Origin of the sequence: Arthrobacter sp. yr096 (genome assembly GCF_900108925.1) — a bacterium.
Lineage (GTDB): Bacteria > Actinomycetota > Actinomycetes > Actinomycetales > Micrococcaceae > Arthrobacter.
Genome location: NZ_FNYI01000006.1, coordinates 235,507 through 248,533, shown reverse-complemented (window position 1 = coordinate 248,533; position 13,027 = coordinate 235,507). Strand labels below are relative to the sequence as shown.

The following is a 13,027-nucleotide window of genomic DNA, read 5'->3' as shown; positions in this document are numbered from 1 at the left end:
TGTTTGTTCGGGGGTTCTTAGAACTGGGTGAAAGCTGCGACGGCGGGATCGGAACCTATGCGGGCGCCCGCCTCGAGCGCCGTGATTGCTGCCAGTTCGGATTCGCTGAGGCTGAGGTCGGCTGCGCCAAAATTCTCGCGCATGCGGTGGGAGTCTGCGGACTTGGGGATCACGATGGTTCCCTGCGCGAGGTGCCAGGCCAGGATCACCTGTGCAGGAGTAGTGCCGTGGGCCGCTGCAACGAGGGCCACTTGCTCGGCGTTGAGGTCCTTACCCTGCCCCAGCGGGCTGTATGCCTCAACGGCAATACCCAGATCGCGGCACTTGGTGGCAAGTTCGTCCTGCTGGAACGTCGGGTGGACTTCGATCTGGTTCACAGCAGGCACCACCTCCGCTTCCTTGAGCAACGTGTCCACGTGGTCCGACAGGAAGTTGGAGATGCCGATGGCCCGGATCTGCCGGTCCTGGTACAGCTTTTCCATCTCCTTCCACGCCTGTGTGAAGAGGCCTTGCGACGGGACCGGCCAGTGGATCAGATAGAGATCGATGACCTCAAGGCCCAGGGCATCCCGGCTCCGCTGGAAGGCATCGTGGGCTTCCCCCTGTTCGCCGTTGCGGAGCTTGGTGGTGATGAAGAGGTCTTCCCGGGGGATGCCCGAAGCGGCAATGGCAGCACCGACGCCTGCCTCGTTACGGTACGCGGCTGCTGTGTCGATGTGGCGGTACCCCGCTTCCAGCGCGTCTTCCACAACCTTCTGGGTTTGGTCCGCAGGAACCTGGAAGACACCAAATCCCAGCTGGGGGATGGTGACGCCGTTATTCAATGTCAGCTCTGGCATGACGGTCTCCTTCGACGGGATGGCTTAGTCCGGGGCGCTCCACGTTCCTGGATTCCTTGGTGAAGGCGGGGTCCAGAAAGCGTTTTCGGAGGCTCTGTACTGAGCCTATGCAGTTTTGGCGGCAGAGTCAGCAATCCAGCCTGATCCTGTTTTTCCTAGGTCTGGTAGTCCTACCCAGAATGGTGGTCTTTCACACACCGCGGACGGCAGAATGGACGGATGGGTCAAAGCGCCGAGTTCGGTAAATTCCTCAAAGTCATGCGTGCCCGCCTCTCACCTGAAGATGCCGGGGCGCAGGAGTCCAGCGGCTCCCGACGCGTGCCCGGGCTCCGGCGCGAAGAGGTTGCCCGTCTTTCCGGCGTGAGCACGGACTACTACACGCGGTTGGAACAGGGCCGCAATATCCACCCCTCCAAGGCCGTTCTGGAATCGGTGGCACGGGCCTTGCGCCTTGACGCCGGGGAGCAGGCGCACATGATGGACCTGCTGGAGCACTGCGCCAGCTCCGCCGCGGGCAATCCCGGTCCCGTGCAAAAAGTGCGGCCGGCTTTGCGGCAACTGCTGGACGCCGTGGGGGATGTTCCCGCCATGGTGCTGGGCCGGCGGGCAGATGTCCTGGCGGGTAACCGGATGGCCCACCTGCTCTTCACCGACTTCGCGGCCCTCCCAGCGCCGGAGCGAAACCTGACGCGCTGGATCATTCTGGATCCCTCGGCAGGAGCGTTGTTCAGGGACTGGAAGACGGTTGCTGCCGAGGCCGTTGGATCGCTGCGCATGGACGTGGGCCGGCACCCGAACGATCCCCAGACCAACCAACTTGTAGGCGAGCTCGCCGTCCACAGCGAACACTTCCGTCAATGGTGGGCCGGGCACAGGGTGGCCACCCGCTCAGCTGGTACCGTGCGGTTGCACCACCCGGTGGTGGGAGACCTCGAACTGAACTTTGAAAACCTGGGTCTCCCGGACGACCCCGACCAAGTGCTGAGGGTGTATTCCGCGAAGGCCGGCTCGCCGTCGTCGGACGCTTTGACGCTGCTCAACTTTGGTGACGTAGGCACCCAAACCCACGTACCGGAACCCGCCCGCCGGGACGACAGTTAGTGCCAATGTTTTCCAGAAACATTGGCACTAACTGTCAACCCGCGTAGGGGGTCTAACGCTCCAGGCGGAAACCAAGCTTGATGGTGACCTGCCAGTCGGCCACTGCGCCGTCCTCGAGGTGGCCGCGGATTTCCTTGACCTCGAACCAGTCGAGGTTCCGCAGGGTTTGGGAGGCTGTCGCGATGCCGTTCTTGATGGCGTCGTCAACGCCCTCGGTGGAAGTGCCTACAATTTCGGAAACGCTATATGTGTGGCCAGCCATGGTGCTCCTCATCATCGTCCCTGAATCTCTGGAAACCGGCCCGCGTGGCAGGCCGTCCATGCAGATTAGCCCACGGATGTCCGTGCGGCCAGAGTCCCCTTGGCCCGGCTTTCTCCCCAGTCCTTGCCGGTGAGTGTAGATTTCTTGCAGCACCACCCAGTGAATCCCCACAACCAGGAGTACTCATGTCAGAAGTAATTGTGGTCGGCGTTGACAACAGCGAAACGGCCAAGCGGGCAGCAGTGGCAGCAGCGAAGCTCGCCACCGCCCTCGGTGCCGAACTGCACGTGATCAGCGGCTTCTCCGACGACCGCATCGAAGAATTCGGCAGCGGCAGCGACCGCATCACCGTCTCCTCTGCGGATTCCGCGGAATACGTAGCCCGCAAGGTTTCCGAGGAGCTTGACGTTCCCGCCGGCAACATCAAGTACTTCGCTGCCCGCGGCACTCCTGCCAACGCCTTGATCAACTACGCCGAGACCAACAACGCCTCGCTGATCGTGGTGGGCAACAAGCGCATGAAGGGCCTGGGCCGCGTCCTGGGCAGCATCGCCAACAGTGTGGCACACGGTGCTCCGTGCGACGTCTACATCGTGAACACGGACGTGGACGCATAAACCACCCACGCGGGTAACAGAAGATGCCGTTGCGGGCGTCCGCAACGGCATCTTCTGTTTCCCCGGTGGGCGTTCCCTGCGCTAGTGGCCCTGGAACGCCTCAGCCAGCCACCACGAGCCGCCGTCGGAGGCGATTTTGGCGTCGATGACGAGCGGGCGGTCTTGGGTGCCGCCTTCATAGCCGGCTATCCACGGGCGGATGGCCTCCAGGTCCGCAAGCGTCCGGACGGTCACGCCTTCGGCCCCGAATCCGCGGGCAATCGCGGCGATGTCCGTGTCCGGGAACATCACGCTGGACAGATCCTGCTCCGAATGTTCCGCAGCGAAGTGGTGGACTTCGGCTCCGTAGGCGGCATCGTTGTACACGATGCACACCAGCGGCAGCTGCAGCCTTGCTGCGGTTTCCAGCTCACTGATTCCCATGAGAAATCCGCCGTCGCCCGCCCCGAGGATCGGCAGCCGGTGCGGTTGGGCCAGTGCGGCGCCGATGGCTGTGTACAGGCCCAGTCCGATCGCCTGAAAGGCCTGCGTGAAGCAGAACCCGAACTCGTCCGGCACCGCAAGGTATTGGCTGGGATAGCCCATGAAGTTGCCGGAATCGACCGCCACGATCCTCTCCGCCGGGAGCATGGAATCGAGTTCGCGGGTGAGGACGCGCGGGTCAATTGAGGTGGCCGTGGACAGGTCTTCCGTCTCCACATCCCGCCACCGCGAGCCCTGTTTGATGGCCAGGGCGTTGGCTTCGGTGCGGTACTTTTCGGCCGGTTCGGGTTGCAGGCCGCCTAGCGTCTCCAAAGCATCCACGGCGGCCAGCGCCGAATCACCCAAGACGCCCAGAGTGATAGGCCGGTTGGCGCCCAGGGCGGAATCCTCGACGTCGATCTGCACCACCTTGGCGCCGGCGGATATGAGTCGCCCGTGCCGCATGGTCCACATGTTCAGCGCGCAACCCCAGCCCACGATCAGGTCCGCGCCGCTGATCAGCTCCGCTGTGACAGGAGATGAGAAGCCGCCGGAGATACCCAGATTGTGCGGGTCGCCGTTGAACAGGCCGCTCGCCACCGCTGACGTTGCCACCAGCGCCCCGGCGTGCTGCGCCAGCGCCAGAATTTGCTCGCCCGCACCACGCCCACCACGCCCGGCGACGAACACCGGCCGCTCAGCCTGCGCGATCAGGGCGGCCAGTTGCTCCATGGCGGCTGCGTCGGGGCGCACCTTCAGCTGTTGAGGCACGACGACGGCGCCCACCTCGTCCCCGGCGGTGGGGGTTATGGCATTTTGGACATCCAACGGCAAGCTGAGGACCACGGTTCGGCGCTCATTCACCGCAGTCCGGAACGCCCTGACGGTATCGGCAACGGCTGTTGCGGGGGAGTGGATGCGTTCCGCTACCGCACCCACGCTGCGGGCCAAGGAGTCCTGATCGATCTTGAAGTTGGAACGGATGGCCGCGGCCTGGGTATCGGCAGTCAGCACGATCATGGGCGTCCGGCTTTTCGCTGCCTCACCGATCCCCGTGATGGCGTTGCTCAGCCCACAGCCTTGGTGCGTGGTGACCACGCCAACCTTGCCGGACATCCGGGAATAGGCATCTGCCATGGTGGCCGCGCCGCCCTCGTGCCGCGCGGCGGTGAACGGGATGCCTTCAGCCATGAGTGCGCTGGTCACGTCGAAGTTGCCGCTGCCTACCACTCCAAAGACATGCCCGACGCCGAGCTTCGCCAGCGTCCTGCCGACCAGCGTGGAAACCCTTGGCTGCTCACTCATGCCGTCTCCACCGCGACTTTTTCCACCAGTGCATACACGCGGCTGGGGCTTCCGGTGCCACCAACAATCGGCAGCGGAGCCACCACCAGGGTGGCACCCGTGACGGGGAGCCGGTCCACATTCCGGAGTGACGTGACGCCGTACTTGTCCGCGCCCAGCAGGAACGAATGGACGGGGAACATGGGATCCAAGGCGCCCGCCTGTCCCGCATCAATGCCCACGGTTTCCACGCCGAAACCGCTGATCGAGGCATTTCCGGCGAGCCACTTGGCACCTGCCGCAGAGACCCCGGGAGTGTGGGGTCCGGCGTCGTCCGCGTTGACGAAAGCGGCAGCGTCAGCGCCACGGGCCGCCCACCCGGTCCGGAAGATGATCCAGCAGTTTTCCGGGAACGCGCCGTGATCCTCCTGCCACTGCTCAAAATGCTCTGGTTCCAGGAGGAAATCCGGGTCCGCGGAGACGTCGGCGGTCTTGTCGATCACCGCTACGGGACCCACCAAGCGGTGTGGTTCTATCTGGTCCACTGACTTGCCGTCCTTGCCTGTGATCCAGTGGACCGGTGCGTCCAGGTGCGTCCCGGCGTGCTCACCCACGGTGACGTCGTTCCACGCCCAGGCGGGGCCGGCGTCGTCGAAATTGCTCACCGGCGACACGGAGAGTCCCACGGTGTTCGCGAACGGCTGGGGCAGGTTCAGGATGGGGGTTTCGGAACTGAGCGGTGTGGTGAGGTCGAGGATCTCCACCGAACCATTCGAAAGGGCTGCGGTGAGCCCGGCCAGAACAGACATTGTTCTCCTATCGCTTGCTTGGTTTCAGTGCTGCTTGGATGCGGGAAAATCGTGAAGGCTTGGCGGTCAGTTTCTGCGCCACCAGGTGTCCGGAGCCCCCGGAAAGCCCGGGGCCGGGGTGGGTTGACGCGCCGATGTGCCAGAGACCCTCGACGGCGGTCCGGTGACCTGCCGCTTCCGGGAAGGGGCGCCAGAGGAGGTTTTGGAAAAGCTCAGCGGAGCCACCGTAAGGATCGCCGTTCACAGCGTTGGGATTGGCAGCAGCCAAGTCAGTTGGGGCGATGACATCTGACGCGAGAACCGTGGCTTTGGTGCCGGGTGCGAACTGCTCCAGCCGGGTGAGGATCCGGTCCAGGTAGGCCTGTTTCAGTTCTTCGGTCCAGCCGCCGCTGACGTCGAGTTCTCCTGCAGCGTCACCCACCGGAATGAAGGGGACTTCCTGGAGTTGCAGCCACAATGTGGCCTTGCCCTCCGGTGCCCGGGACGGATCCAGGACGCATTGCTGGCCCACCACCACCGTGGGTTCCTTTGGCAGCAACCCGGCCTCAGCCTGGGCGCACGCGATCCCCGTGCTGTCCGAGCCGTTGCTGATGTGCACCAGCGGAACGCGATTGAGCCTGGGATCAAGCCACTCCACGGGCTTGTCCAAGACCATGTGGATTTGCATGGCTCCGCGGCCGTTTTGGTATTTCCCTGCGGCCCGGGCGGTCGCCGCAGGAGGCTGGCGGAGCAGCTGTGTGTAGAGGGCCTGCGGCGAAACGTTGGCGAGCACGATGTCAGCAGTGACCACACCCTGGGAGGTTCGGACGCCGGTCACAGCTGTGCCCGAAACCAGGATCTCCTCAGCCTCGGTGCCCAGCAGGATCCGGACCCCGTTGTCACGCAACAGTGACTCAAAAGCCGCTACAAACCGCGAAGCCCCGCCTTTCACCACAGGGAGCCCGAAGCCATGCATGCTCATGGCCATCACTGGCAGCATCACACCGCCAGTGGCCTGGTCCGGACCCAGCCCGGCATGAAGCAACCAGGGTGACCAGAGCTGATCCGCTTCCCAGCCATCAAAGCGGCTCCGGACGTAGTTCCGGCCGCTCATCACGGAGTCCCGGACAAAGGCCTCCGTTCCGGCCAGCCGCCCACGCCGCACGGCCCCGAAGGCAATCTTCGCTACCTCGGCAAACGATCGCAGCTCAGCCCCAAACGCCCCGAAGACGGTGCCGGCATTGCGGCCCAGATCATCGAGCATGGCCAGGTAAGCTGCCTGATCCCGTGGCTCTTTGAAAGCAGCGGCTGTCTCTGCCGGAGCCCGGTGCGCGATCACCACGCGGTGGGCGCCCGTGGCGGGATCCGCGGCGACGCTTGCCGTCACCTCAGCCGTGGTGTTGCAGTATTCCAGCCCCCTGGCGTGCAGCTCCTTTCCCAGCGCCGAATACGCGCCACCTGACACAAACAGTGGATGCCAGGAAGAGAAAGTGTCGTGGACAAAACCTGGCAGGGTCCGCTCAGCCGAGTGGATGAACCCGCCCAGCCGGTCCGCGCGCTCGATGATGCACACCCGTTTTCCGTCCAGGGCGAGCTCGGCTGCCGCCACCAGGGAATTGATGCCGGAGCCAATGATCGCGATGTCAACAGGATCGTCCATAGCCGTTCCTTTCACGGGTGCCTAGAAATCCGGGTGGCTGGCGGTGGCGTGGTACTTGCCGGCATGGAACACCAGGGGAGCGCCGCCGTCGTAGCTGTAGCTTTCCACTTCACCCACGTAGATGACGTGGTCGCCGGCGTCATGCCGCGAGACCGTGCGGCACTGGAACGTAGCCACAGCGCCGTCCAATAACGGGACACCGGCGATGCCCTCGGTGGTCTCCGCGCCGGCGAATTTGTCAGTGGCAGGCGTGGCGAACTGGCGGGAGAGGACGTGCTGGTCGCTGGCCAGGATGTTGATGGCGAAGTGCGTAGCGTCCTCGAAATCACCCAGGCTGGGCGCGCGTTTGCTGGGGCACCACAGCACCAGCGGGGGCTCCATGGACACGGACGTGAAGGAATTCGCGGTCATGCCCACCTTCCGGCCATCGGCGGCCACGGTGGTCACCACCGTGACGCCTGTGGCGAACTGGCCCAGCGCCCCCCGGAAATCCCGGATGTCGAAGACGGCGGTATCGTCTTCCTTGCGGGCCTGCATGAAATCGGCGGCGGCGGTGGGGTCGAACCACCACGGGTACGACGTCCGGGGATCGTCAAAGCCGCCCACAATGCTCGCCGCCAGCGCCGGATGCCCGGCAGCCTCGCGCAGTAGCGTCTGCTGGTGGTCCCTGCGGGGCTTAAGGAGATCGTTGGTCCACTCCACCGCCCATTGCCCCCAGCCGCGCCAGAACTCGTCAAACGTCCGTTCCATCCACGCGCGGTCAAAGGGCTGCTGCCCGCGGCGAACAATCGAATCGAGATAGTACTTGGCGGCCAGCGTGGCGTTGTTGGAACCCTGGCCGGTGAGGGGATCGTTGAGGACCACGGCGTCGCCCAGCCCGAACACCAGCTTCCCGTTATCGAGTTCGCCGACCGCGGACCTCACCGTAGGCGTGATACGCCCCAGGAGCGTGGCGCCGCTGTCGGTGAGCTCAGCGCCCACGAAGTTTTCGGTCTCGTGCGGGAAGTGGTCGCGCAGAATCTCCAGGGAGCGTTCAAGCTGCTCTTCGGGACTTCCGACGTCGGTCCAACGGTCCATGGGGCCGCCCACCACGCCTTCGAACACCATCATGCGGCACGGGCCGGAGACAGTGAGGCCCGGAAACGTGAAGAACTCGCCGACGCCGGGGGCCATGGACATGCGGATGGCGTCGCCCTCCGGTTCGGTGCTGCTGGAGGACGTGACGTAGTTCAGTGCCAGGACCCGTTGCGGCCGGTCAAAGGGCGACTTTGCCTTGTCCCGCGGGAAAATTTGGCCGATCTCGCCCTTGCCCGTGCTGACGATGACCAGCTCGTAGTCGCGGGCCAGTTCTTCGAGCATGCGCGGGGTGACCTTCTCTATCCGGAAGTCCCCGCCGCCTGCCACGAACGTCTCAATCCAGAGGGCACTCTTGATTCGCTGGTCAATGGATCGGGCGGGACCATCCAGGGGAGCTTGCCACTCGATGGGTTCCTCGGCTTCCACACGGAGCCGGATGGAGTTGATGTCCGGCACTGATCCGGAATCGTAGAACTCCGTGAGTGCCGTTCCCAAGTGGGCCTCGGCGTCCAGGGCTGTGGAGAACATGCACTGGCTGGACATGACTTTGCCGGTGCGGATTTGGGCTGCCGAACGGTCTGACAACAGCGTCACCGCATAGCCGTCCCGCTGCAGCCCCAAGGCCAGTTGGGCGCCGGATTCGCCGGCCCCGACGATTGCTATTTTTCGCATGGTTGAGTCCTTGATGGCAGGGGTGTGCTAAGAAACCTTGGCGGCAGAAAGGCTGGCCAGATAGTCGGCGGCTTTGTCCGGGTACATGAACCAGTCCTGGAATTCCGGGGGATGGTTGAAGCCATTGGCGAAGCGGTGCGCGATGTGCGGCTCTTGGTTTGCTGCGCCCAGGAGCTCCAGGACGTGCGGCGGTGGTGGGGCCAGGAGGGCATTTGTCCAGTGTGCAACGTGCTGTGCGTAATCCCAATAGCGCTCGAACGTGGTCTGCATAAACGGCGCATCGAAGACGCCACCACCGTGCTGGATGATGCTCTCCAGATACGACGCCGCGCACTTGCTCGCATTGTTGGAGCCCTGCCCGGTGATGGGATCGTTCAAAACCACGACGTCGGCCAGGCCCAGTACCTGCCTGCCGCTGGGCAGCGTGGCAATCGGGTGGCGGACGGTGGGGGCGAACCGGCCCTGGAGGACGCCGTTGGGATCGGTGAGTTCGACGTCCGTGGCGCGCTCGGCCTCCCACGGCAGGAAGGTTTTCAGGATGTTCGTGGAGTTCTCCAGATGCTCCTCCGGGCTGAGCCCCTTCCAGGTGTCCATGGGGCCGCCGGGTACGCCTTCGAAGACCATGATTTCGCAGGGGCCGGTGGTGGTGAGCGCGGGGAAAACGAAGTACTCGCCCACGCCGGGGATGAGATTGAATGAGACCGCTGAGTATTCTTCGCGGGGCTTCAGACCTGTCACGTAGGTCAATGCCAGTGCTCGCTGGGGAGCGTCGTAGGTGCTGCGTTCGGCATCGCGGGTGAACAGTTGGGCGATCTCACCTTTGCCGGCGGCCACGATCACCAGATCCGAGTTCTGCGTGTACTTCTCCAGCTCGGCTACGCCCGCGTCTTCGAAGACCAGCTCTCCGCCGCGTGCCGTGAACTCCTCCATGAACCGCGGGAATTTCACCCGCTGATCGATGGACTTGGCGTGGTTGTCCAGCCGTGACGCCCAGCTGATCGCCTTCTCGCCGGGGAGTTCGGGGTGCGGGATGGTGAACGAGATGCCGTCCACGGTGGGTGCATCCGGCCAGAAATCGAGCCCCAGTGCCCGCTCGTGCTCCAGGGCATTGTGGAAAATGCACTGGCTGGAAGCTACTTTGCCCCCAGCGATTTCCTCGGGCGTGCGGTTGGAAATGGTGGTCACTTGGTAGCCGGCGTCCAGCAGCCCGATGCCCAGCTGCAGCCCGGACTGGCCTGCTCCGACAATGGTGATGTGACGTTGCGTCATGGTGTTGCCTTTCTCTCTTGGTCTGTTTGCGGTGTCAGTTGGCGGCCAGCAGTGGGATGGTTTCTTCGGCGCGTTCGGGCCCCAGCGCGGAGTAACCGCCGTCCACGGCCCAATCTGCCCCCGTGACGAAGCTGGCTTGGTCGCTGGCCAGGAAGGCGACGACGTCACCCACCTCGTGGGGGCGGCCCACTCTCTTGAGTGCATGGAAGGGTGCCGCGACGGAGTCGGTCTTCTCCAGGCTTCCGTTGCTCAGGGAGTCCATGATGTTGCTCCATACCCAGCCTGGGCTGACCGAGTTGACCCGGATGCCGTCCTCTGCGAAATCCACGGCCATGCTGCGCGTTACCTGGACCAACGCTGCCTTGCTGGCCGGGTACAGCCAGCGGCCGGTCTGGGCTACCGAGCTGGAGATCGAGGTGAAGTTGATGATGGCGCCATGTCCGGAAGCCTTGAGGTACGGCCGGGCCGCGTTGCTTGCAACCACCGCGCTCACCAGGTTGACGTTGAGGGCTTCGAGCCAGTCGGCTCGGCCGGAAGCGGCTCCGTCGTCCTTGTACGTGCAGGCGAGGTTGACCAGGATATCCAGGCCGCCGTGCGTGGCTGCGGTGCGGCTGAGGAGTTCGTTCACGGCGTCGTCATCGGTGATGTCTGTGTGGGAGTAGTGGACTCCCTCGCCCAGCGCAGCGGTGAGTGAACCGCCGTCGGGGTCGATATCCGCAACCACCACCGTGGCTCCGGCGTTCCGCAGTGCGGTCACCACACCCTGGCCCACCTTGGTGGCTCCACCGGTGACGATCGCTGTTCTGCCTTCGAGTGCTGCCATGTGCCAAACCCTTTCCCGCGATGACGATGTTACGTAAATATGACGTGCGTCATATTTACCCTGCAAGTGACTCTAGGCAGCCACTTCCGGAGGGAATATCCACGTGGCGCGGGAATTATCCGAATTACGCAGGGTCTTCCTCTTCCTCGTGCCAACCAACCCAGGCCGCGGAAGTGAGGTGGGTTTCCCTGGCCTGAAGCTCCGCCGCCCAGAGTTCGAAGTGGCTCCTGTCCCATTCGTCCCTGCGGTCATGTACCACCTTGATGTTCTTCACTGGTCCTCACCTCGCTTCGGCTGTTGGTATGGTTTGTGAGCTGCGTCATACTTGTCTTAAAAGCGACTCTAGACAGACGCTGCACTCCGGAATATCCACTTGGCGCGGGGATCATCCGAAAGGCGAAAAGCTCAACCGTGTGACGCAATTACCCGTGAAGTAGGTGGCGGATGGTGAGGATTCTTCCTCGTGACGTTCTGCGGGGACGGCCAACAACGGCAACAACTGACGTGGACGAGGCCCACGCCAGGATCTCCGAGCTGTTCTGCAGCCACGAGCTCGCGCCGCGGACACGTACTTCAGCAGTAGATATGAAACTGCGCTCGCTTCATCGGGGCGACGTGGGGATCGAGTTCCTGGACTACGGTGCGGATGTTCGGATCGAACCCGAGGGCCTCAAGGACTTCCATCTGGTGCAGATCCCGCTTGCAGGGCATGCGTCCATGCAGGTGGGCTCCAGCGCGGTGGAATCAAGCCCGCGGATGGCGACAGTCCCACCCATCGACCGCGCATTCTCCATGAGCTGGGACAGCGGCAGCCCGCACTTGATTGTCTATGTGCGCCGTTCAACGGTGGAGCGCGTGGCGGGGCAGCTTTACGGCGATGGCACCGTGGATCTGGGCTATGGCATGGACCTTTCAGGTGCCGCCGGCCGCGCGTTCTTGAGGTCCGTCGTCGAACTTCATGACGACATGATCAGCCGGCCACAATCCATGGCTCCCGCATTTGTTCAGGGCTTGCTGGCGGACAGCATGGTCTCGCGGCTGCTGATGGCCATGCAGCCTTCCGCGGAGGAGCCTCGGGATGCCGATTCCGAAAGCCGTCTGGTGCGCGAGTGCCGCGAACTGTTGGAAAAACACGCTTTTGAGGAGTTGACCGTCCCGGACATCGCCGAGTGCCTGGGTGTTTCAGTCCGGACCCTGCAAACGGCCCTCCGTGCGGAAGCCGGCGCGACGCCGTCTGAGTTGCTTCGAAGTATCCGGCTGGACCGTGCCCGCGAGATGCTGCTCGAAGCGGGCCCACGCGAACAGACCGTCACCGCGGTGGCGGAACTGTGCGGTTTCACGCATCAGGGGCGCTTCTCTGCGCTGTATCTGAAGACCTTCGGCGAACTGCCCTCGGAGAGCCTCCGCCGCTGACATGGCTGGCGCCTACGCCTCCAGCACGTACGTCTTCAGGTCATCCAGCGTTTGCTGCATGTGTGCGTCCATAGCGAGCCGCGCCTCGTTGGGATTGCGGGATTCCAGTGCGGCGGCAATCTTCCGGTGGTGGCCAATGGCATGTTCCTGGATCTCAGGGAAAGCCGAGGTCTCCGTGCGGCGGGCCTCGAGGACTCGATGAAGCGGTTCGAAGAGGACGGCCACAAACACGTTGCCGGAGGCATGCAGGATCACGTCGTGGAAGGCGAGGTCGGCTTCCACAAAGCCGGCCAGGTTGTTGACTTCGTGCGCTGCTTGCATCTTCTCCACGTGCTCTTTGAGCGCGGCAAGCTCAGCGTCGGAGATGCGTTCGGCGGCCAGCTCGCAGGCGCCGGTCTCCAGCATCCTGCGGAGTTCGATCAGCTGAATTGCAGCGGCCGCGTCCTTGGTTCCTTCCGAGGCGGCGCGCAGTACAGCTTCAAGTGACGCCCACTGGTTCAGGGGATTAACGAACGTTCCGCGGCCGCGCTCAACGCTGAGAATCCGCTGCGCTTCAAGAGTTTTCATGGCCTCACGCACGGTCATGCGGCTCACCTCGTGCTTGGCGCTGAGCTCAAGCTCGCCCGGGACTACCGTTCCCGGCGGAAACTCGCCTGCCACGATGCGGTCCAGCAACTCATCAGCTACGACGCCCACCAGCGACTTGCGTGCCATGTATCCCCATTTCCTGTACTTCAGACCGCCCTGCGCTCCGTGGATT

Annotated in this window: 13 protein-coding genes; 3 read left to right on the top strand and 10 right to left on the bottom strand. The window is 63.8% G+C overall.

Features of this window, described 5'->3' with window-relative positions; translation table 11 throughout:
* Nucleotides 1-17: 17 nt before the first annotated feature.
* Nucleotides 18-839, bottom strand: a complete 822-nt coding sequence (locus BMY91_RS16780; protein WP_090823926.1) for an aldo/keto reductase — start codon at nucleotides 837-839, stop codon at nucleotides 18-20.
* A 219-nt stretch (nucleotides 840-1,058) separates the two neighbouring features.
* Between BMY91_RS16780 and BMY91_RS16775 the strand changes: the two genes are divergently transcribed.
* A complete protein-coding gene (locus BMY91_RS16775) occupies nucleotides 1,059-1,940 on the top strand; it encodes a helix-turn-helix transcriptional regulator (protein ID WP_090823924.1) in 882 nt (293 codons plus the stop codon).
* Between the two features lie 52 nt (nucleotides 1,941-1,992).
* Here the strand turns inward: BMY91_RS16775 and BMY91_RS16770 are convergent, their stop codons facing one another.
* Nucleotides 1,993-2,202, bottom strand: a complete 210-nt coding sequence (locus BMY91_RS16770; protein ID WP_011773002.1) for a dodecin — start codon at nucleotides 2,200-2,202, stop codon at nucleotides 1,993-1,995.
* A gap of 185 nt (nucleotides 2,203-2,387) precedes the next feature.
* Here BMY91_RS16770 and BMY91_RS16765 point away from each other — a divergent pair, with 185 nt between their 5' ends.
* On the top strand, nucleotides 2,388-2,819 hold the full coding sequence (locus BMY91_RS16765; RefSeq protein WP_090823922.1) for a universal stress protein: 432 nt from the start codon (nucleotides 2,388-2,390) through the stop codon (nucleotides 2,817-2,819).
* Between the two features lie 81 nt (nucleotides 2,820-2,900).
* Here the strand turns inward: BMY91_RS16765 and BMY91_RS16760 are convergent, their stop codons facing one another.
* From BMY91_RS16760 to BMY91_RS23185, 7 genes are all read right to left on the bottom strand, one after another.
* Nucleotides 2,901-4,586, bottom strand: a complete 1,686-nt coding sequence (locus BMY91_RS16760; protein ID WP_090823920.1) for a thiamine pyrophosphate-binding protein — start codon at nucleotides 4,584-4,586, stop codon at nucleotides 2,901-2,903.
* Nucleotides 4,583-5,374: a cyclase family protein gene (locus tag BMY91_RS16755; RefSeq protein ID WP_090823918.1), complete on the bottom strand. Its 792-nt coding sequence runs from the start codon at nucleotides 5,372-5,374 to the stop codon at nucleotides 4,583-4,585. The genes BMY91_RS16760 and BMY91_RS16755 overlap by 4 nt, the downstream gene beginning before the upstream one ends.
* Before the next feature lie 7 nt (nucleotides 5,375-5,381).
* Nucleotides 5,382-7,013 (bottom strand): phytoene desaturase family protein, encoded by a 1,632-nt coding sequence (locus BMY91_RS16750; protein WP_090823916.1) that lies wholly within the window; start codon nucleotides 7,011-7,013, stop codon nucleotides 5,382-5,384.
* Nucleotides 7,014-7,034: 21 nt separating this feature from the next.
* Nucleotides 7,035-8,762, bottom strand: coding sequence for a flavin reductase (locus tag BMY91_RS16745; RefSeq protein WP_090823914.1), 1,728 nt, complete (start codon nucleotides 8,760-8,762; stop codon nucleotides 7,035-7,037).
* 27 nt (nucleotides 8,763-8,789) lie between these two features.
* Nucleotides 8,790-10,031: a styrene monooxygenase/indole monooxygenase family protein gene (locus BMY91_RS16740; protein WP_090823912.1), complete on the bottom strand. Its 1,242-nt coding sequence runs from the start codon at nucleotides 10,029-10,031 to the stop codon at nucleotides 8,790-8,792.
* 34 nt (nucleotides 10,032-10,065) lie between these two features.
* The gene (locus BMY91_RS16735) at nucleotides 10,066-10,854 is read right to left on the bottom strand and encodes an SDR family oxidoreductase (protein ID WP_090823910.1); all 789 of its coding nucleotides are present in this window, start codon (nucleotides 10,852-10,854) and stop codon (nucleotides 10,066-10,068) included.
* Between the two features lie 124 nt (nucleotides 10,855-10,978).
* Nucleotides 10,979-11,128 carry a hypothetical protein gene (locus BMY91_RS23185; RefSeq protein ID WP_175538765.1) on the bottom strand — a complete coding sequence of 50 codons (150 nt, stop codon included), beginning with the start codon at nucleotides 11,126-11,128 and terminating at the stop codon, nucleotides 10,979-10,981.
* A 170-nt stretch (nucleotides 11,129-11,298) separates the two neighbouring features.
* Here BMY91_RS23185 and BMY91_RS16730 point away from each other — a divergent pair, with 170 nt between their 5' ends.
* A complete protein-coding gene (locus BMY91_RS16730) occupies nucleotides 11,299-12,267 on the top strand; it encodes an AraC-like ligand-binding domain-containing protein (protein ID WP_090823909.1) in 969 nt (322 codons plus the stop codon).
* Between the two features lie 12 nt (nucleotides 12,268-12,279).
* On the opposite strand, the gene BMY91_RS16725 is transcribed toward BMY91_RS16730, so the two are convergent.
* Nucleotides 12,280-12,981, bottom strand: a complete 702-nt coding sequence (locus BMY91_RS16725; protein ID WP_090823906.1) for a FadR/GntR family transcriptional regulator — start codon at nucleotides 12,979-12,981, stop codon at nucleotides 12,280-12,282.
* Between the last annotated feature and the right edge of the window lie 46 nt (nucleotides 12,982-13,027).